The sequence below is a fragment of the Stenotrophomonas daejeonensis genome (assembly GCF_001431505.1).
Taxonomy (GTDB): Bacteria; Pseudomonadota; Gammaproteobacteria; order Xanthomonadales; family Xanthomonadaceae; genus Stenotrophomonas; species Stenotrophomonas daejeonensis.
The window spans coordinates 1-20,856 of record NZ_LDJP01000035.1 but is presented as its reverse complement, the minus strand read 5'-3'; the positions used below and the strand labels follow the sequence as shown (position 1 = coordinate 20,856).

The following is a 20,856-nucleotide window of genomic DNA, read 5'->3' as shown; positions in this document are numbered from 1 at the left end:
TTCCCGCGGCCGGCTTCAGGCACCTTGGCGTCGGGGGGTTCTGGCCGGGCTATGGCAACCCCGAAGCCGGGATCGCCGATGGCAGCGACCACCACCTGGTATGGGTGGACGGGGATGGAGTCGGCCCGTCCCTTGAACCCGCCGTCGTAGAGCGGAGCCTGCCCGGCCAAAGCCCCTCTCCCGTCGGGAGAGGGGTTGGGGTGAGGGTACGGGACGAAGCCCTCGCAATGTTCAACTGCACGAGGCTTTGCCCGTACCCTCATCCGCCCCTTCGGGGCACCTCGCTCCGCGCCCCGGCCCGGCGCAGCGCGCCGGGCGTTCAGGCATGTGCGAGCCAATGGCTCGCAAGCAACATGCCTTCACCCCAAAGGGAGAAGGAAGCAGCATTACCAGTCGATCTGGCCGTCGATCACCGGCTGCACCTCGCCACCGATCCAGATGTGACCTTCCTCGTCCACCTGCACGTGGACCTCACCGTTGCGGCCGCGCTCGCGGCCCTGGCTGGCGCGGTATTGCTGCCCCGGTGTGAGCCGGCCCTGCGCCAGCAGATGCGCGGCGACCAGCGCGTTGGCGCTGCCGGTCACCGGGTCTTCGTTGATGCCCACGCCGGGAGCGAAGGCGCGCACCACGTACTGGTAGCCCACGTCCGGGCGCGCGGCGGGGGCAAAGGCGGCGAGCTTGCCGCCGGCGGGCAGGGCGGCGATGGCCGCCAGCTCCGGCGTGTAACGGCGCAGCGCGGTTTCGTCGGCCGCTTCCAGCAGCCACCAGTCCGGGCCGTTGTTCCAGAGCCGTGCCTGCGACGCAGGTTGGGCCAGCGCGGTCAGCCCGGGCGGCAGTTCCGGCGTGGCGATTTCACGTTGAACCGCTTGCGGGCTGCGCACGTGCAGCAGGCGGAAGCGACCGCCGCCCTGCACCCGCACCGGCAACAGGCCGGCGGCGCATTGCTGTACCAGTCGGCCATCGACCGGCGTGGCCAGCCCCAGTTCCACCGCCGCCCATGCCGCGCCGACGCTGGGGTGGCCGGCGAAGGGTAGTTCCATCTTCGGGGTGAAGATGCGGATGCGGTAATCGGCACCGTCATCCGGCGGCAGGAAGAACACGGTTTCGGACAGGTCCAGCCACGCGGCGATGGCCTGCATCGCGGCATCGTCCAGGCCTTCGGCGTCGGGCACCACGGCCAGCGGGTTGCCGCTGCCGGGGCGGGCGGCGAAGACATCCAGTTGCAGGAAACGGCGTTGGCTCATGGCGATGGCGGGCTGTGGGGGAGCGCCAGCATAGCCGGCCGCCGCCGCAGCTCGAAATCGCCGCCGCCGCGGGGCCGGGCTTGGCATAGAATCGGTGGTTCCGCCCGCCCGCCGGGTCTTTCCCCCACTGTGAATCCCCACGCCAATGTCCGTTTCCCCCCTCGTCGATCGCTGGATCGTCCTGAAGTTCGGTGGCACCTCGGTGTCGCGTCGTCATCGTTGGAACACGATCGGGGAACTGGCGAAAAAACGTGCGGACGAAACCGGTGGCCGGGTGCTGGTGGTGGTGTCCGCGCTGTCGGGCGTGACCAACGAGCTGACCGCCATTGCCGATGGCGCCGCCGACAGCCGTGAGCGGGTGGCCGCGCTGGTAGCCCGCCACAATGAATTCCTTGCCGAGCTGGAGCTGGGCATCGATGTGCTGGCCGAGCGGCTGGCTGCATTGCAGGCGCTGCTGGACGACCCGCGCGCGGCCCGCCGCCCGCTGGACTGGCAGGCCGAGGTGCTGGGCCAGGGCGAACTGCTGTCCTCGACCATCGGTGCCGCCTACCTGCGCAGCACCGGCCTGGATTTCGGCTGGATGGACGCGCGCGACTGGTTGCACGCGCTGCCGCCGGCGCCGAACCAGACCGAATGGTCGCAGCGGCTGTCGGTGAACTGCCAGTGGCAGGGCGAGGCCGGTTTCCGGCAGCGCTTCTCGGCGCAGCCCACGCGCATGCTGATCTCGCAGGGCTTCATCGCCCGCCACGGCGACGGCGGCACCGCCATCCTCGGCCGCGGCGGCTCGGACACTTCGGCGGCCTACTTCGGCGCGCTGCTTGGTGCCAGCCGGGTGGAAATCTGGACCGACGTGCCGGGCATGTTCAGCGCCAACCCCAGGGACGTGCCGGACGCGCGCCTGCTGACCCGGCTGGATTATTACGAAGCGCAGGAAATCGCCACCACCGGCGCCAAGGTGCTGCACCCGCGCTCGATCAAGCCGTGCCGCGACGCCGGCGTGCCGATGGCGATCCTCGACACCGAGCGCTCGCACCTGCCCGGCACCAGCATCGACGGCAGCGCCGAGCCGGTGCCGGGGGTGAAGGCCATCAGCCGCCGCAACGGCATCGTGCTGGTGTCGATGGAAGGCATCGGCATGTGGCAGCAGGTCGGCTTCCTCGCCGACGTGTTCGACCTGTTCCGCAGGCACGGCCTGTCGGTGGACCTGATCGGCTCGGCCGAAACCAACGTCACCGTGTCGCTGGACCCGTCGGAGAACCTGGTCAGCACCGACGTGCTGGCGGCGCTGTCGGCCGACCTGTCGGAAATCTGCAAGGTCAAGGTGATCGTGCCGTGCGCGGCCATCACCCTGGTCGGGCGCGGCATGCGCTCGCTGCTGCACAAGCTCTCGGACGTGTGGGCCACGTTCGGCAAGGAGCGCGTGCACATGATTTCGCAGTCGTCCAACGACCTGAACCTGACCTTCGTCATCGACGAGGCCGATGCCGACGGGCTGCTGCCGATCCTGCACGACGAGCTGATCGAAAGCGGCGCGATGCCGGTGTACGAGGAGCAGGTGTTCGGCCCGCGTTGGCGCGAGATCAACGGCGCCGTCCGCCCGCGGCCGGTGCCGTGGTGGCAGGCGCCGGCGAAGCGACGGCGACTGCTGGAACTGGCCGCGCAGGGCACGCCGGCCTACGTCTACGACCTGCCCACGGTGCGCGAGCGCGCCCGCCAGCTGCAGGCGATCGGCGCCATCGACCGCCGTTTCTACGCGATCAAGGCCAACCCGCACCCGGCCATCCTGCGCGCGTTGGCGGCGGAGGGCTTCGGCCTGGAATGCGTGTCGCTGGGCGAGGTGGAGCACGTGTTCGCCGCGCTGCCGGACTTCGACCCGGCACGCGTGCTGTTCACCCCGAGCTTCGCGCCGATCGGCGAATACGAGGCGGTGCTGGCACGCGGTGCCAACGTCACCGTCGACAACGTCGAGCTGCTGCACCACTGGCCGGAGGTGTTCCGCGGCCGCGCGCTGTGGCTGCGCATCGACCTGGGCCACGGCGACGGCCACCACAAGAAGGTCAACACCGGCGGCAAGGACGCCAAGTTCGGCCTGTCGGCGCAGCGCGTGGACGAGTTCGTCGCCGCCGCGCGCGCGCTGGACATCCGCATCACCGGCGTCCACGCCCACCTCGGCAGCGGCATCGAGAACAGCAGCCACTGGAAGCAGATGGTGGACGAGATGGCCGGTTTCGCGCGGCGCATCGGCAGCGTGGAAATCCTCGACATCGGTGGCGGCCTGCCGGTGCCGTACAGCGACGACGACGAGCCGTTCGACCTGGAGGCTTGGGCCGTGGGCCTGGCCGAGATCAAGGCGGTGCACCCGGCGTTCCGGCTGGCGATCGAGCCGGGCCGCTTCATGGTGGCCGAGGCCGGCGTGCTGCTGGCGCGGGCCACGCAGGTGGTGGAGAAGGACGGCGTGCGCCGCGTCGGCCTGGATGCCGGCATGAACGCGCTGCTGCGCCCGGCGCTGTACGACGCCTGGCACGACATCGCCAACCTGTCGCGGCTGGATGATGCGCGCGACGTGGATTTCAGCGTGGTCGGCCCGATCTGCGAATCCAGCGACGTGTTCGCGCAGCGGGTGAAGCTGCCGTCCACCACCGCGCCGGCCGACGTGATGCTGATCGCCGATGCCGGCGCCTACGGCTACAGCATGGCCAGCCGCTACAACCACCGCGCCCTGCCGCGCGAGGACGTCATCGACGATGCGTGACGCCCGCCCCCTGCATGCCCCATGCCGCCGCGCCCGCGCGCCGCGGTTCGCTTGATTCGGATACGCCATGACAGCTTTTGACAAGAACCAGGTTTCCCGCTTCCGCTTCGTCCGCTGCGACTTCGCCGCGGATACCGGCGTGGCGCGGCTGGTGTACGCCTTCGACGACGGCCCGGAGATGACCGAAACCGTCACCGTACCGGGCGCGCCGTTCCAGCTCGATGGCGAGCGCGAAGCGGCGGTGCAGCGGGCGTTGCGGTTGCTGCACCTGATCGCCGGCGTGAGCTATTACAAGGCGGCGGTGCCGGAGCAGGTAGCCATCGACGGCTACGTCATCGACGCCGATACCGCCGCGCTGGTGGAGACGGTGTACCTCAACGGGCTGGGCGAGTTTGCCTATCGCAATGGCCTGAACCTGCGCGGCAGGTTCAAGCTGCCGGTGGTCGAGCCCCTCTCCCGGGGGGAGAGGGGCTTGCAGGCGCAATCGCTCGGCCTGCGCGAACACGCGCTGGTCGCCATCGGCGGCGGCAAGGATTCGCTGGTCAGCATCGAGGCGCTGCGCCATGCCGGCGTCGGCGAGACCGTCACCTGGATCGGCGGCTCGCAGCTGATCCGCGCCTGCGCCGAGCGCACCGGCCTGCCGATGCTCAACATCGGCCGCACGCTGGCGCCGGAGCTGTTCGAGTTGAACCGGCAGGGCGCGTGGAACGGCCACATCCCGGTGACCGCGGTGAACTCGGCGATCATGGTGCTGGCCGCGCTGGTGCAGGGCGTGGACCAGGTGGTGTTCTCCAACGAGCGCTCGGCCAGCTATGGCAGCCAGATCGCCGGCACCGGCGAGGTCAACCACCAGTGGTCCAAGGGCTGGGCGTTCGAGCAGGCCTTCGGCGACCACGTGCAGCGGCACATCGCCGCCGGCCTGCATTACTACTCGCTGCTGCGGCCGCTGTCGGAACTGGCGGTGGCGCGCCAGTTCGCCAGGACCGATTACTACGACACCCATTTCTCCAGCTGCAACCGCAACTTCCACATCCTCGGCGAGCGACCGGTGAACCGCTGGTGCGGGGTGTGCCCGAAGTGCCACTTCGTGTTCCTGGCGCTGGCGCCGTTCATGCCCAAGACCCGGCTGGTGCGCATCTTCGGCCGCAACCTGCTGGACGACGAGGCGCAGGCCGCCGGTTTCGACGCGTTGCTGGAATTCCAGGACCACAAGCCGTTCGAATGCGTGGGCGAGGGCAGGGAGTCGCGCGCGGCGCTGGCAACGCTGGCCGCCCGCCCGGAATGGAAGGAGGACGTGCTGGTCAAGCGTTTCGCCAGCCTGATCCAGCCGACCCTGGCGGCGGACGAGCTGCGGATCGAGCCGCTGCTGGCCATCGAAGGCGAGCACCGCATCCCGGCGGCGCTGTGGGAGCGCCTGCGTGCGAATTTCGCAGCTTGAAGGCAGGCGCGTCGCGCTGTGGGGCTGGGGCCGCGAAGGTCGCGCCGCTTTCCACGCGCTGCGCGCGCGCCTGCCCGGCCTGCCGCTGACGCTGTTCTGCCCGGAGGCGGAAGCCGCGGGCGTCCGCGCCGAGGTAGGCGATGTGCTGCGGGTGGAAACCGCCGCCACCGGTGCAGCGCTGTCGCGTTTCGACGTGGTGGTGAAGTCGCCGGGCATCAGCCCGTACAAGCCCGAGGCACTGGCCGCGGCGGCGCGGGGCACGCAGTTCATCGGCGGCACCTCGCTGTGGTTCGGCGAGCATGCCGATGCCGCTGGCAACCTGCGCGACACCGTGTGCGTCACCGGCACCAAGGGCAAGAGCACCACCACCTCGCTGCTGGCGCACCTACTGCGCGCGGCCGGGCACCGCACCGCGCTGGCCGGCAACATCGGCCTGCCGCTGCTGGAGGTGCTGGATTCGCCGCAGGCGCCGGACTACTGGGCGGTGGAACTGTCCAGCTACCAGACCGGCGAGGTCGCGCGCAGCGGCGCGCGCCCGGACGTGGCGGTCGTGCTCAACCTCTTTCCCGAACACCTGGACTGGCACGGCAGCGAACGGCGCTACATCGACGACAAGCTGTCGCTGGTGACCGCAGGCCACCCGCGGGTGGCGGTGCTCAACGCCGCCGACGAACACCTGCGCGGCCTGCGCCTGCCGCACAGCGAGATCGTGTGGTTCAACCAGCCCGAGGGCTGGCACATGGTCGGCGAAGTCGTGTACCGCGGCGCGCAGGCGGTGTTCGACACATCTGGCACGCCGCTGCCCGGCCGCCACAACCGCGGCAACCTGTGCGCGGTGCTGGCGGCGCTGGAAGCGCTGGGGCTGGACGCGGTGGCGCTGGCGCCGGCGGCGCAGTCGTTCCGCCCGCTGCCCAACCGCCTGCAGGTGCTGGGCGGGCGCGACGGCCTGCGCTGGGTCAACGACTCGATCAGCACCACCCCGCACGCCACGCTGGCGGCGCTGGACTGCTTCGCCGGGCAGCGCATCGCGCTGCTGGTCGGCGGCCACGACCGCGGTTTGGACTGGCACGATTTCGCCGAGCACATGCGCGGCAACGCGCCGGTGGAGATCGTGACGATGGGGGCCAACGGCCCGCGCATTCATGAATTGCTGGAACCGCTGGCCGATGCGGGCCGTTTCGGCCTGCATGCGGCCGCCGACCTGCCGCAGGCGGTGCAATTGGCCCGCACCGCGCTAGGTACGCAGGGCGGGGTGGTGCTGCTGTCGCCGGGCGCCCCCAGCTTCGGTGCGTACCGGGATTACGTCGCGCGCGGCCGCCACTTCGCCGAACTGGCCGGCTTCGACCCCAGCGACATCAGCGCGATCCCGGGGCTGGGCATCGCCTGACGACGGAGCGGGCTGGGTCGTTCCACGTCTCGTGTCGGGGGCGTAGCCCCGACCTACCCCACCCACGAACCGTAGGTCGGGGCTACGCCCCCGACGCGGGATGCCGCCGCCGCCGATGCGGCATAGACTCGCTCCATTCCCCAACCGGAGCGGTCCCATGCGTGCGATGCGGAAATGGCAACTGGCGGTGATGGCGCTGTGCCTGTCGGCGGCGATGCCGGCGCTGGCGAAGCTGCAGCAGCGCCCGGTGGAGTGGCAACTGGACGGGGCCAGCTACAGCGGCGTGCTGGTCTACGACGACGCCGGCGACGCCCGCCGCCCCGGCGTGGTGATGGTGCCGAACTGGCGCGGGGTGAATGCCTCGGCCATCGACAAGGCCGCGCAGATCGCCGGCGACGACTACGTGGTGCTGGTGGCCGACGTCTATGGCAGCCAGCTGCGGCCGAAGGACAACGACGAGGCTGCGGCGGCGGCGCAGCCATTGTTGAAGGACCGCGCCCGCCTGCGTGCGCGTGCCGAGGCTGCACTGGATGCGTTGAAGGCGCAGGCCGGCACCGCCCCGCTGGATGCCACGCGCATCGCCGCGGTCGGCTTCTGCTTCGGCGGCAGCACGGTGCTGGAGATGGCGCGCGCCAGCCTGCCGCTGGCGGGCGTGGTCAGCCTGCACGGTGGCCTGGCTTCGCCGATGCCGGCCGCGGCGGACAGCGGCAAGGTGCCGATGCTGGTGCTCAACGGCGCGGCCGACCGTGGCGTGAGCGCCGAGGACATCGCCGGGTTCGGCAGCGAGATGGACGCAGCCGGCGCCGATTGGCAGTTCGTCAACTTCAGCGGTGCGGTGCACTGCTTCGCCGAATCCGACGCCAACAGCCCGCCGGGCTGCATGTACGACCCGCGCGCGGCGAAGCGGGCGTGGAAGATGCTGGGCGACTTCCTGGAAGAACGCCTGGGCGATTGAGCGTCAACCGTAGATGCGGGGCTTGCCCCGCATGGGGACTTCCCCGGTAATGCTTCATGCGGGGCAAGCCCCGCATCTACGGAGACAGGCAGCTCAGTGATCGCGCGCGACCGCGTAGCGCGCCAGCCCGCGCAGCGCGGCGACCGCCTCGCTTTCCGGCAGGCCGTCCAGTGCGCGTTCGGCGGCATCGGCGTACTCCATCGCGCGCTTGCGGCTGTACTCCAGCCCACCGGTGGCGTGGATGGCGGCCAGCACTTCCGGCATCGCATCGGCATCGCCGTCCTGCACGATCTCGCGCAGGCGCTCGCGGACAGTGGCATCGGAGTGCGCCATCGCGTGGATCAGCGGCAGCGTGGCCTTGCCTTCGGCGAGGTCGTCGCCGAGGTTCTTGCCCAGGTCCTCGGCATTGGCCGAGTAGTCCAGCACGTCGTCGGCGATCTGGAAGGCGTAGCCCAGCGCCATGCCGTAGTCGTACAGCTGCTGTTGCACGGCCTCGCCCGAACCGGCGGCCAGCGCGCCCAACCGCGTGCCGGCGGCGAACAGCACCGCGGTCTTGCGCTCGATCACCCGCAGGTAGGCGGCCTCGTCGGTGTCCGGGTTGTGGACGTGCAGCAGTTGCAGCACTTCGCCCTCGGCGATGCGGTTGGTGGTGTCGGCGAGGATCTGCATGACCTCCATCCGGTTCAGCTCCACCATCAGCTGGAAGCTGCGCGAATACAGGAAGTCGCCCACCAGCACGCTCGGCGCGTTGCCCCACAGCGCGTTGGCGGTGCTGCGGCCGCGGCGCAGGTCGGATTCGTCCACCACGTCGTCGTGCAGCAGGGTGGAGGTGTGGATGAACTCGATGATCGCCGCCAGCTGGTGGTGCTCGGCGCCGCTGCCGCCGGCGGCGTGGCCGGCCAGCATCACCAGCATCGGCCGCAGGCGCTTGCCGCCGGCGGAGATGATGTGGTCGGCGATCTGGTTGATCAGCACCACGTCCGAGGACAGGCGGCGGCGGATCAGTGCATCGACGGCGGCCATGTCCGGCGCGGCGAGGGTCTGGATGGCGGGCAGGCCCAGCGCGGGGCGGAGGTCGTCGGCGATGCTCATGCGGTGGCGTCGAGGGGGGTCGGCGGATTATAGGCGGTGCCGCCGACGGGGGCAGGATCAGCCGGTTTCGCCGTGAATACGTATGCACTGCGCTCCATGGCGGAAGGGCCGCCGCTAAGCTGGCGAGGTTCATCCATGCCCCGCCGCGGGCACGCACAGCCCGGAGGGGCGCTCGATGTCCAACACTCCCTGGTGGCGGGGCGCCGTCATCTACCAGATCTACCCGCGCAGCTTCCTGGATACCGACGGCGATGGCGTCGGCGACCTGCCGGGCATCATCGACCGGCTCGACTACGTCGCCTCGCTGGGCGTGGACGCGATCTGGGTGTCGCCGTTCTTCAAGTCGCCGATGGCCGACTTCGGCTACGACATCGCCGACCAGCGCGACGTCGATCCGCTGTTCGGCACGCTGGACGACTTCGACCGGCTGCTGGCCAAGGCGCATGCGCTGGGCCTGAAGGTGATGATCGACCAGGTGTTCAGCCACACCTCGGTGGACCACGCGTGGTTCAGGGAAAGCCGCGAGAGCCGCGACAATCCCAGGGCCGATTGGTACGTGTGGGCCGACGCACGCGAGGACGGCACGCCACCGAACAACTGGCTGTCGATCTTCGGCGGCGTGGCGTGGCGCTGGGAGCCGCGCCGCCGCCAGTACTACCTGCACAACTTCCTGTCCTCGCAGCCGGATTTGAACTTCCACAACCCGGCGGTGCAGCAGGCGACGCTGGACTACGTGAAGTTCTGGCTGGACCGCGGCGTCGACGGCTTCCGTCTGGATTCGATCAACTTCTGCTTCCACGACGCGCAACTGCGCGACAACCCGGCCAAGCCGGAGAGCGAGCGCGTCGGCCGCGGCTTCAGCCCGGACAACCCGTATGCGTTCCAGTACCACTACTACAACAACACCCGGCCGGAGAACATCGGCTTCCTCGAGCGCCTGCGCGCGCTGCTGGACCGGTACCCCGGCGCGGTGACGTTGGGCGAGATCTCCTCCGAGGATTCGCTGGCCACCACCGCCGAATACACCGCGCCGGGCCGCTTGCACATGGGCTACAGCTTCGAGCTGCTGGTGGACGACTACAGCGCCGGCTACATCCGTTCCACGGTGGAGAAGCTGGAAGCGACCATGCTCGACGGCTGGCCGTGCTGGGCGGTGTCCAATCACGACGTGCAGCGCGCGGTGACGCGCTGGGGCGGCGCACCGGCCGACCCGGCGATGGCGAAGATGCTGGCCGCGCTGGTGTGTTCGCTGCGCGGTTCGGTGTGCATTTATCAAGGCGAAGAGCTGGGATTGGGCGAGGCCGAGGTGCCGTTCGAGGCGTTGCAGGATCCCTACGGCATCACCTTCTGGCCGAACTTCAAGGGCCGCGACGGCTGCCGCACGCCGATGCCGTGGACCGGCGCGGAACGGTCCGGCTTCAGCAGCGGCAAGCCGTGGCTGCCGATCCCGGCCGAGCATCGCGCATCGTCGGTGCAGGCGCAGGAGGTGGACGAAGGTTCGGTGCTGCATGCGTTCCGTGCGTTCATGGCGTGGCGCAGGACGCAGCCGGCACTGGTGAGGGGCGACATCCGCTTCCTCGACAGTGCCGAGCCGGTGCTGATGTTCGAGCGTTCGCTGAAGGGTGAAACCCTGCTGCTGGCGTTCAACCTTTCCGCCGCACCGGTGCGGCATGCGTTGCCGACAGGTGCGTGGCAGGCATTGGAACTGCCCGGTCCGGTGGCGGGGCAGGTGGAAGATGCTGAGCTGGTGTTGCCAGCGCATGCGGTGTATTGCGCGCGGCGCGGCTGATTGGTTCGCTGATGATGAAGCAAGGGCGGAGAGCAATCTCCGCCCTTTTTGTTTGGAGAAGCCTGCCGTAGGTGCCGGGCTTGCCCGGTACTGATTTTCCCTTCTCCCTTCGGGAGAAGGTGCCCGAAGAGCCTGCCCCCGCGGAGGCGGGGGGCGGATGAGGGGCGAGCGGAGTCCATGATGGTTGAACCATCGTGACTCCATTGCCCCTCACCCCAACCTCTCGCTCCGCGCCCCGGCCCACGCCAGCGGCGTGGGCGCCCAACCGCACGCGCGCCGGTGGCGCGCAAGCCGTGCGGCCTCGCCCCGAGGGGAGAGGGGCATGTATCGGGAACGCCCCATGCGGGGCAAGCCCCGCATCTACGAGAGCGCCCTGTCGTTGATTGGGCGGTGTGCCGACCAACGGTCGGCACCTACCGGCACCTGCCGACATGCTTGTCGGGCAGAGGGTAGTGCCGGCCGCTGGCCGGTAGCCTCGGGAATCATTGCCATTGCAGTTGCCGGCCAGCGGCCGGCACTACCGGAAGCGCGCCCACGAAAAAGCCCGCTGCGTGAGCAGCGGGCCTGGGTGTTGCGGAACGACCGGCGCCCGGATCAGAACTTGTAGTTCACGCCGACCTGGTAGCTGCGGCCCCACTCCACGGTTTCCAGCGGCCGGTCCTTGGTGCCGGCGTAGGTCTCGTACTTGGAGTTGGTCAGGTTGCTGGCCTGCAGGAACAGGCTCAGGCCCTTGAGCGCGGTGCCGTCGCCGAAGTTGTAGCCGACCTGCGCGTCCAGCACGTTCTCGCCCTTGACGTAGCGCAGGGTGCGGGCGCCGTTGAAGTTGCCGATCTCGCCGATGAAGTCCGAACGCTTGCGTTGGTTCAAGCGGACTTCGAAGCCGCTGTTCTCGTAGTAGGCGGTGAAGTTGTACACGCGCTTGGACAGGCCCGGCAGCATGATCGGGTCGCTGCCGACGCTGGAGGTGGTGGCCGGGTCCGGCGGGATGCTGATGCTGCTGTCGTTGAAGCTGGCACTGGCGACCACGCCGAAGCCGCGCAGGGCGTCGGTGAACAGGTCCAGCGGCAACGAGGCGGTCAGTTCCGCGCCGCGCAGGCTGCCGCCGCTGCCGTTGAACGGCGCGCTGTAGTTGCCGGTCATTTGCGCCGGCACCTGCAACTGCGCTTCATTGGCGGGCACGTTCAGCCATGCCGCCACCTGGTCGGTGAAGTCGTAGCCGTCGCGGGTCTCGGTGTAGATGTAGGTCTTCAGGTCCTTGTAGAACACCGCGGCGGCCACATAGGCCTTGTTGCCGAAGTATTTTTCCCACGACAGGTCCACCGCGTTGGCCAGCCACGGCTTCAGGTGCGGGTTGCCGCCGCTGGCGCCGGGCTTGCCCCGGCTGGTGTCCATGCCGAACTCCATCGAGGCGCGCAGCTCGTCCACGCGCGGGCGCGCCGCCTGCCGGGCCAGTGCGAAGCGCACGGTGTTGTCGGCCGGCAGCTCGAAGGCCAGGTTCAGGCTGGGCAGGAACTCGAAGTACTTGCTGCCCTCGTCGATCGGAATGACCTGGCTGCCCACCGGTTGCGAGTCGTCCCAGTAGTTGGACTGCGAGGACTGGTCCACGCGCTGGCCCTGGATGCCGACGTTGCCGCGCACCGGCACCGAGCCGATCTGGGTGTTGATGTTGGCGCGCAGGAACACGGTGGCGATCTCCTCGTCCACGGTCCACTGCTTGGGAATCAGGTAGCTCTCGGTGGTGGTCGGGTTGAAGGTCATGTACTGGGCGACGGCGGCCGGCACGTTCCACGCCGGGATGTAACCGACGCCGGCGAAACCGAGGTTGACCGGCTTGTACTGGAATTCCGGACCGATGCTGGTCTCGCCCTGTGCGCCGAGGTTGATGTTGCCTTCGGCCTGGGTCTTGTTCTTGCTGCGGTCGGCGTAGTTGAAGCCCACGTCGATGTCGGAGAACCAGTCGAAGCCGTCCGGCGCCGGGAAGTTGACCGCCAGCTTGACACCCTTCAGCTCGTCGTCCACGTGCGGGGTCTTGCCGTAGCCCGAGCCGTAGATGGTGTTGGTCAGGTACAGCTTGCTGTAGTCGGAGTAGTCCAGCCCCGGGGTGAGCTGCGGGAAGTTGCCGCCGGCGAAGTTGAGCGCCACCGAGTCCAGCTGCGGCGCGGGCAGCAGCTGCAGGTTGTTCTCGAGGTTGATTTCGTCGCGCTCGGCCTTGGACCAGCTGACGTCGGCGGTCAGGCGCGCGTCGCCGATGTTGAATTCGTTGTTCCAGCCGAACGCCTTGATCTCGTCCTCGCGGTGGTTGTACATGCCGCGCACCAGCGGGTAGACGTTGTGCGCCACGCCACTGACGAAGCTGCCGTTGTCGTTGACCACCACGTCGGTCACGTTGAGCCGGTCGTAGCCGCCGTTGTAGTCGCCCAGGTGGATTTCCAGCTGGTTGGCGGTGTCGTATTCCTTGGCCTTGGTGTAGAAGGCGTCGAGCGTGCTGGTCCAGGCATTGTTCGGGCGGAACTGCAGGGTCGCCATCACGCCGTCGCGCTTGGCGTTGCCGGTGCGGCGCAGCGCCTTGATGCCGTCGGAGTAGAAGGTGCCTTCGTCCACGCCCGGGCGCCAGCCGTCGCCGATGGCCTGCCACGGCTCGTACAGGCCGACCTGGTTCTCCTGCTTGGCCATGTCCGAATGCGAGTAGCCGATGGCCACGCCGATGGTGTCGTCGGCGAACTTGTCGACGAAGCTGACGTTGAAGCGGTTGCCGTAGGGATCGACGCCGGCCGCTTCGCCCAGCGAGTTCTTCTGGTAGCGGCCGCTGACGGCGATGACGCGCTCGCCGTAGCTGAGCGGGCGCACGGTCTGCATGTCCAGGGTGCCGGACAGGCCCTGGCCGACCAGACCGGCGTCGGGGGTCTTGTACACGGTGACGCCGCTGATCAGCTCGGACGGGTACTGGTCGAACTCGACGCTGCGGTTGTCGCCGGTGCTGACCATCTCGCGGCCGTTGAGCAGGGTGGTGGCGAAGTCGGGCGACAGGCCGCGCACGCTGATGACCTGCGCGCGGCCGGCCACGCGCTGGGCGGCCAGGCCGGGCAGGCGGGCGATGGATTCGGCGATGGACACGTCCGGCAGCTTGCCGATGTCCTCGGCCGACACGGCCTCGACGATGGAGCTGGAATCGCGCTTGACCGAGATCGCGCTCTCGATGCCACGGCGGATGCCGGTGACGGTCACCGTCTCCAGGTCGACCGCCGCGGCCTTGTCGGTGGCCGCGGTGTCGCCGGCGGCGTCCTGTGCCTGTGCGTTGGCGATGGTCAGCGTGATTGCCGACGCGAGTGCCACGCTCAACAGATTGCGCTTGCTGTTCAACATTCTCCCCTCTCCCAGGTGATGTCGCTTGGTTGTCTGTTTTCATGCGCCCGGCGCGTGTGCCGGGCTGTCTGTCGCCGATGCGCTAGGCCTGTTTGCGACTGAGATGCATGGTAATCAGCGGGCATCGCCGGGGAGCCTGCCTGCATACGTATTCAATGCGCATGCAAAGCGGAAGTAAGTGATGACAACGATGGCATCGTGGGCCGGACATTCCGCATGCAGGGTAGGCCCACGTTTATTCGGCATCGGGCTTGCCCGGCACGGGGTTTCACCGGGAAGGCTTCATGCGGGGCAAGCCCCGCATCTACGAGTGGGGTGAACCCAGTGGGTGCCGACGGTTGGTCGGCACAATCTGTCCGCTTGCGATAAGGCTTGGTAGCGCGGTGCGCTGCTTTTATCCCTTCTCCCTTCGGGAGAAGGTGCCCGAAGGACGGATGAGGGGCGAACGCAGTCCAGATGGTTGAACCCTCATGACTCCGTTGCCCCTCACCCCAACCCCTCTCCCGATGGGAGAAGGGCTTTGTATCTGTGCCGTGGTGTCAATCCAGCGGCACGAAACGAATCGCCGCGCCGCCGCCCGGCGCCAGCTTCAGGGTGATGCGGTCGCCATTGCCGACTTCGCGGGTTTCGCGGGCGAAGGCGAACGGGTTGTCCCGCCAGTTGGCGCCGTCGCCATCGCGGTAGATCTCGGCGCGGTAGCGGCGGCCGGGGTCGAGGAAGGACAGCGGCGTGTCCAGTGCGTGCGGGTGGTCGTCGCCGACGCTGCCGAGGAACCATTCGCCGCTGCCGCGCGCCTTGCGTGCGAAGGTCACGTATTCGCCGACCTCGCCATCCAGCACGTGGCTTTCCTCCCAGTCCACCGCCACGTCCTTGATGAACTGGAAGGCGTCGGGATGCTGCGCGTAGTGCTCGGGCAGGTCGGCCACCATCTGGATCGGGCTGTACAGCACCACGTACAGCGCCAGCTGCTTGGCCAGGGTGCTGCGCAGCGGCTGGCCATTGCGGCCCTTCAGGCTGACGATGCCGGGGGTGAAGTCCATCGGCCCGGCCAGCATGCGGGTGAAGGCGAGGGTGGCTTCATGCTCCGGCGGGTTGGGCGGGTTGCCCCAGGCGGCGAACTCCATGCCGCGCGCGCCTTCGCGCGACACCCAGTTGGGGTAGGTGCGGCGCAGGCCGGTGTCCTTGATCGGTTCGTGCGAGTTGATGGCGATGTGCCGGGCCGCCGCCTGCCGCAGCACGCGCAGGTGGTGGTTGCTCATCCATTGGCCTTCGTGCCATTCGCGCCGGACCGGGCCACCGGCCTCGTCCTGGCGCTGGATGTCGCCGGCGTCGCAGACGTAGCCGGTCTTGACCACGTCCACGCCGTTGCGCGCATACAGCGCCAGCGCGGCCGGCAGCTGGCGCTCGTAGTGGCTGACCGCGCAGGCGGTTTCGTGGTGGCCGATCAGGTGCACGCCCTTGCCGGCGCCGTAGCGGGCCAGTGCGGGCAGGTCGAAATCGGCGGTCGGGCGGGTGAAGTCGAAGCCCCCGCCGTCGGCGAACCAGTTGCCGTCCCAACCGGGGTTCCAGCCCTCCACCAGCACGCCGCGGAAGCCGTTGGCGGCGGCGAAGTCGATGTAGCGTTTGGTGTTTTCGGTGGTCGCACCGTGCTTCGGGCCGGTGGCCCAGGTCTCGGTTTCAAGGTGCAGCGACCACCACACGCCGACGTACTTGGCCGGGGTGAACCAGCTCACGTCGCCGATGGCGTTGGGTTCGTTGAGGTTGAGGATCAGGCTGGATTCGGCCAGGTCGGCGGCCTTCTCGCCGATCTGGATCGTGCGCCACGGCGTGTTGAACGGCAGCGTGCGCACCACCGCGACGCCGTCGCCGCCGGGGGTGAGTGCGGCGCGCAGCACGTCGCCATCGCCACGGGCCAGGTTCATGCCGGCGTAGTCCACCAGCGCGGCCTCGTGGATGGAGATGTGCAGGCCGCTGTCGTCGCGCAGGGTGAGCGGCGTCTGCGCGGTGCCGATCTCCTTCAATGGCGTGCGCTGGTACAGGTATTCCTCGCGGTTCCACTCGAAGGCCGGGATCCACCACGCGGTGGCCGGGCGGGCGAGGGTGAATTCGGTCAGCTCGGCGCGGATGCGCGCCTGCGGCATCGCCGCCTGCCGCGGGAATTCGTAGCGGAAACCGATGCCGTCGTCGTAGACGCGGAACACCACGTCGAAGCGGCGCGGGTAGTCGCGGCCGGCGCCGGCTTTCTCTTCGAAGCTGGCGCGCAGTTCGTTGTAGTGGTTGCGGGTCAGGCGGCGTTCGCCCCACGGCTGCTCCCAGGTTTCATCGAAACTGCTGCTGGACTGGCCGACCAGTTCGACGTTGCGTTCCAGCCGCCCGTCGCCGAGCAGGAAACCCAGCCGCGACGGCGCGATCACCGCCTGTCCCTTGCGTTCGACGCGGTAGGCGATGCGCCCTTCGTGCTGCGATTCCAGCGTCACCGCCAGCACGTCGCCGGGCGAGGCGATGCGCGCCAGGGTGTCGGCACGGGCCGGCAGCGCGGCGGCCAGCAGCAGTGCCAGCGCGGGCAGGAAGGGAAGGATGGGGCGTCGTGCGGGCATGTCGGTGTGCTCCGTAACGGTGGAACGGGTGGCATGAACTATTCCACGGCGCGCCCGTGCATTGGCCGTGCCGGCGGCACTGAATACGTATGCACCGGCGATGCGTATTCGCCGCCCCCCCTCTACCATCGGGTTTCCTTGGAGGGGGAGCGTTTGATGAACAGCAAACCGCAGCTGTCGTTCTGGCAGATATGGAACATGTGTTTCGGGTTCCTCGGCATCCAGTTCGGCTTCGCGCTGCAGAACGCCAACGCCAGCCGCATCTTCGAGACGCTGGGGGCGTCGATGGAGGCGGTGCCGGGGCTATGGATCGCCGCGCCATTGACCGGGCTGCTGGTGCAGCCGGTGATCGGCTACCTGTCCGACCGCACCTGGACCCGTTGGGGCCGGCGCCGGCCGTTCTTCATGATCGGCGCGGTGCTGACCACGCTGGCGCTGCTGGTGATGCCCAATTCGCCGACGCTGTGGATCGCCGCCGGCACGCTGTGGGTGCTGGATGCCTCGATCAACGTGTCGATGGAGCCGTTCCGCGCCTTCGTCGGCGACCAGCTCGCGCCGCGCCAGCGCCCCACCGGCTATGCGATGCAGAGTTTCTTCATCGGCGTGGGCGCCATCGTCGCCAGCCTGCTGCCGTTCCTGCTGGCGCACTGGGGCGTGGCCAACACCGCCGCGCCGGGCGAGGTGCCGGACACGGTGCGCTATGCGTTCTATTTCGGCGCGGCGGTGCTGCTGGCGGCGATTGCATGGACGGTGTTCAGCACCCGCGAGTATTCGCCCGCGGAGCTGGCCGCGTTCGACGATGCCGAACCCGCCACCGGCCACCGCGCGGCCGCGGCCGGCGGCGCGCCTTCGTGGTCGCAGGCCGGCGCATGGCTGCTGTTGGGCGTGGCGCTGGCCGCATTGATCGCATGGCGCGATGGCGACCGAATGCTCTACGTGCTGGCCGGCCTGTGCGCCGCTTACGGCGTGTTGCTGGCGCTGGCGCGGGTGCTGCCGGGCACGCACATGCTGGCGACCATCGTCGGCGACCTGCGCGCGATGCCGCTGACGATGCGGCGGCTGGCGTGGGTGCAGTTCTTCTCGTGGTTCGCGCTGTTCGCGATGTGGATCTACACCACCGCCGCGGTGGCCGGCACCCACTTCGGCTCCACCGACCCGCAGTCGGCGGCCTACAACGAAGGCGCCAACTGGGTGGGCGTGCTGTTCGGCGCCTACAACGGCTTCGCCGCGCTGGCGGCGCTGGTGATCCCGCGGATGGTGCGGGCGCTGGGCCTGCGCTGGAGCCACCTGCTCAACCTGTGGCTGGGCGGGCTGGGGCTGGTGTCGCTGATGTTCATCGGCGACCCGAAGTGGCTGCTGCTGTCGATGGTCGGCGTCGGCTTTGCCTGGGCCTCGATCCTGTCGTTGCCGTACGCGCTGCTGTCCGACAGCGTGCCGTCCACCAAGATGGGCGTGTACATGGGCATCTTCAATTTCTTCATCGTGATCCCGCAGCTGGTGGCCGCCAGCGCGCTCGGCTTCGCCCTGCGCGCGTGGCTGGGCGGCGTGCCGATGCACGTGCTGGTGCTGGGCGGCTGCAGCCTGTTCGTCGCCGGCCTGTGCGTGCTGCGGGTTCCTTCCCGTCCGGAGGTGGTGTGATGCGTGTGCGTTTGTCGGTTGCCGGCCTTGCCTCGGCACTTTCCCTTGCGTTGCTGGCCGGTTGCGCCGTGGCCGGCACGCGCCCCGATTACGTCGGCACCACCGAGCCGTTCGCCAGCGACGCGGTGTATTTCGTCGTCACCGACCGCTTCGTCAACGGCGACACCGCCAACGACCACCGCGAGCAGGGCGGTGCGCACCGCACCTTCGACATCCCGGTGCATTGCGCGGACGGCATCGACGGCAACATCGGCTACCTCGGCGGCGACTTCCGCGGCGTGCTCGACAATGCCGGCTACATCCGCGACCTCGGCTTCGGCGCGGTGTGGATCACGCCGATCGTCGACAACCCGGACGAAGCCTTCACCGGCAGCCGGGAAATCAGCTGCACCAGCAGCCTGACCGACCGCGGCAAGACCGGCTACCACGGCTACTGGGGCATCAATTTCCACAAGCTCGACGAGCACCTGCCCAGCGCCGGTCTCGACTTCGCCGGGTTCACCCGCGGCCTGCACGCCGCCGGCCTGAAGGTGGTGCTGGACATCGTCGGCAACCACGGCTCGCCGGCGTGGACCATGCCCGAGCGTCAGCCGCAGTTCGGCCAGTTGTTCGACAAGGACGGCACGCTGGTCGCCGACCATCAGAACCTGCCGCCGCAGCAACTGGACCCGCAGCACAACCCGCTGCATGCCTTCTACAACAACATCGGCCCGGTCGATGCGGACAAGGGTTCCATCTTCGACGGCAACCTCGCCGAGCTGTCCGACTTCAACCAGCACAACCCGGCGGTGATGGACTACCTTGCCGGCGCCTACCTGCAATGGGCGGGGCAGGGCGTGGACGCGCTGCGCATCGACACCATCGGCTGGCTGCCGCACCCGTGGTGGCACGCGTTCGTCGGCCGCATCCGCGCCGAGCACCCGGGCATGTTCATGTTCGGCGAGGCGTTCGACTACGACGCCGCGCGCATCGCCGAGCACACCTGGCCGGCCAACGCCAACGTCAGCGTGCTGGATTTCCCGCTGCGCGGCGCGCTGGAGGCGGTGTTCGGGCGCGAAGGCAAGGGCTTCGAGGCGCTGGCCGAGCCGCTGCACCTGAGCGGCGGCCCATATGCCAACCCCTACGAGCTGATGACGTTCTACGACAACCACGACATGCCGCGCATCGACGCCAGCGACGCAGGCTTCATCGACGCGCACAACTGGCTGTTCACCGCGCGCGGCATCCCGGTGCTCTACTACGGCTCGGAAACCGGCTTCATGCGCGGCCGTGCCGAGCACGCCGGCAACCGTGCCTACTTCGGCCAGCAGCGCGTGGATGCCGCGCCTGCCAGCCCGATCTTCGGCCCGCTGCAACGCATCGCCAAACTGCGCGAAGCCACCCCGGCGCTGCAGCGCGGCCTGCAGGTCAACGAGCGTTTGCAGGGTGAGCAGGCCGTGTTCTATCGCGTGTTGCAGCAAGGCGACGTCGCCCAGACCGTGCTGGTGCTGCTCAACAAGGGCGACGCCGCGCAGGATTTTGAAGTGCGCGATTACCTGCAGCAGGGGCAGTGGCGCGATGCGCTCGATGGCGGCAGCGTGGTGGTGAAGGACGTGCTGCATGCCGAAGTGCCGGCGCACGGGGTCAAGGTGTTCGTGCTCGATGCACCGGTGAAGCAGCCGCAATTGCAGGAGCGGCTGGACGCGGCAATGGCCGATCAGGCGGCGCGCACCGCGCGCTTGGCGCACTAACGTAGATGCGGGGCTTGCCCCGCATGAAGCCTTCCCGATGAGTGGCCATTCCGGCAAAGCCCCATGCGGGGCAAGCCCCGCATCTACAAGACGTTGCGCAGGCGGCGGGCATGTCGGCGGTGTCTGGAAGCTACAATCGCTGCCCCATTGATCCACCGACACCATGAACACGCTTCCCCCGCAGACACCCGTCGAGACGCTGTTGCAGTCGGCGATGGACGGCAAGCTGCCGATCCGCACCTTCATGCAGGCCTTCGTCGCCTCCGAGGTCGTCCTGCTCACCGGCAGCCTGGTCACGCCCGACGGCAGCGGCTTCGATCCGCTGTTGTTCGACAAGCAGGACGTGCTGCACGTGGCGGTGTTCACCGACGTGGCGCGGGTCGGCATCCATTCGCAGCAGGCGCCGCACACGATCCGCTGGCCGATGCTGGACGTGCTGCGCCGCGTGCCGGGCGGCTATGGCGTGGTGGTCAACCCCGGTACCTCGTTGGGCTTTGAAATCGCGCCTTCGGGCGTGGGCGAACTGCTCAGGGATTTTGGCTGATTCCGTGGATGCGGGGCCTGCCCCGCATGAGGCATTACCGGGAAAGCGCCGTGCGGGGCAAGCCCCGCACCTACGGCCAGGACGATTCCCGCACCACCAGCTTCACCGGGATGCTGATCCCGTCCACCGTCTCGCCCGCGATCAGCGCCAGCAGCTTGTCGACCAGCAACTGGCCGGCCTGGCGGGTGTCCTGCTGCACCGTGGTCAGCGGCGGCGACACCGAGGCCGCCACCGGGATGTCGTCGAAACCGGTGACCGCCACGTCCTGCGGCACGTTCAGGCCATGCTCGCGCAGGGCGCGCATCGCGCCGATGGCGATCAGGTCGC

13 protein-coding genes are annotated in these 20,856 nt (G+C 68.9%); 8 read left to right on the top strand and 5 right to left on the bottom strand.

What is annotated here, in order from left to right:
- Positions 1–386 precede the first annotated feature (386 nt).
- Positions 387–1,244, bottom strand: coding sequence for a PhzF family phenazine biosynthesis protein (locus tag ABB34_RS06650; protein WP_057640470.1), 858 nt, complete (start codon positions 1,242–1,244; stop codon positions 387–389).
- A 145-nt stretch (positions 1,245–1,389) separates the two neighbouring features.
- Here ABB34_RS06650 and ABB34_RS06645 point away from each other — a divergent pair, with 145 nt between their 5' ends.
- From ABB34_RS06645 to ABB34_RS06630, 4 genes are all read left to right on the top strand, one after another.
- On the top strand, positions 1,390–3,996 hold the full coding sequence (locus ABB34_RS06645) for a bifunctional aspartate kinase/diaminopimelate decarboxylase (protein WP_057640469.1): 2,607 nt from the start codon (positions 1,390–1,392) through the stop codon (positions 3,994–3,996).
- A gap of 67 nt (positions 3,997–4,063) precedes the next feature.
- Positions 4,064–5,434, top strand: coding sequence for a UDP-N-acetyl-alpha-D-muramoyl-L-alanyl-L-glutamate epimerase (gene murL / locus ABB34_RS06640; protein ID WP_057640468.1), 1,371 nt, complete (start codon positions 4,064–4,066; stop codon positions 5,432–5,434).
- The gene (gene murD, locus ABB34_RS06635) at positions 5,415–6,821 is read left to right on the top strand and encodes a UDP-N-acetylmuramoyl-L-alanine--D-glutamate ligase (RefSeq protein ID WP_057640467.1); all 1,407 of its coding nucleotides are present in this window, start codon (positions 5,415–5,417) and stop codon (positions 6,819–6,821) included. Before murL ends, murD begins: the two co-directional genes overlap by 20 nt.
- A gap of 157 nt (positions 6,822–6,978) precedes the next feature.
- Complete coding sequence (locus ABB34_RS06630; protein WP_057640466.1) at positions 6,979–7,776, top strand: dienelactone hydrolase family protein; 798 nt, start codon at positions 6,979–6,981, stop codon at positions 7,774–7,776.
- A 93-nt stretch (positions 7,777–7,869) separates the two neighbouring features.
- On the opposite strand, the gene ABB34_RS06625 is transcribed toward ABB34_RS06630, so the two are convergent.
- A complete protein-coding gene (locus ABB34_RS06625) occupies positions 7,870–8,868 on the bottom strand; it encodes a polyprenyl synthetase family protein (protein WP_057640465.1) in 999 nt (332 codons plus the stop codon).
- A 175-nt stretch (positions 8,869–9,043) separates the two neighbouring features.
- Between ABB34_RS06625 and ABB34_RS06620 the strand changes: the two genes are divergently transcribed.
- Positions 9,044–10,657: an alpha-glucosidase family protein gene (locus ABB34_RS06620; RefSeq protein WP_057640464.1), complete on the top strand. Its 1,614-nt coding sequence runs from the start codon at positions 9,044–9,046 to the stop codon at positions 10,655–10,657.
- Between the two features lie 594 nt (positions 10,658–11,251).
- On the opposite strand, the gene ABB34_RS06615 is transcribed toward ABB34_RS06620, so the two are convergent.
- Positions 11,252–14,020 (bottom strand): TonB-dependent receptor, encoded by a 2,769-nt coding sequence (locus ABB34_RS06615; RefSeq protein ID WP_057640463.1) that lies wholly within the window; start codon positions 14,018–14,020, stop codon positions 11,252–11,254.
- Between the two features lie 539 nt (positions 14,021–14,559).
- Positions 14,560–16,617 carry a glycoside hydrolase family 97 protein gene (locus ABB34_RS06610; protein WP_057640462.1) on the bottom strand — a complete coding sequence of 686 codons (2,058 nt, stop codon included), beginning with the start codon at positions 16,615–16,617 and terminating at the stop codon, positions 14,560–14,562.
- Positions 16,618–16,773: 156 nt separating this feature from the next.
- Between ABB34_RS06610 and ABB34_RS06605 the strand changes: the two genes are divergently transcribed.
- From ABB34_RS06605 to ABB34_RS06595, 3 genes are all read left to right on the top strand, one after another.
- Positions 16,774–18,255, top strand: a complete 1,482-nt coding sequence (locus tag ABB34_RS06605) for an MFS transporter (protein ID WP_057640461.1) — start codon at positions 16,774–16,776, stop codon at positions 18,253–18,255.
- Entirely contained in the window at positions 18,255–19,985 is a 1,731-nt protein-coding gene (locus tag ABB34_RS06600; RefSeq protein ID WP_057640460.1) for an alpha-amylase family glycosyl hydrolase, read from the top strand. The genes ABB34_RS06605 and ABB34_RS06600 overlap by 1 nt, the downstream gene beginning before the upstream one ends.
- Positions 19,986–20,148: 163 nt before the next feature.
- The gene (locus ABB34_RS06595) at positions 20,149–20,529 is read left to right on the top strand and encodes an SseB family protein (RefSeq protein WP_057640459.1); all 381 of its coding nucleotides are present in this window, start codon (positions 20,149–20,151) and stop codon (positions 20,527–20,529) included.
- A 70-nt stretch (positions 20,530–20,599) separates the two neighbouring features.
- On the opposite strand, the gene ABB34_RS06590 is transcribed toward ABB34_RS06595, so the two are convergent.
- Positions 20,600–20,856, bottom strand: a 257-nt coding sequence (locus ABB34_RS06590; RefSeq protein ID WP_161808899.1) for a substrate-binding domain-containing protein, incomplete at its 5' end; no start/stop codon positions are given.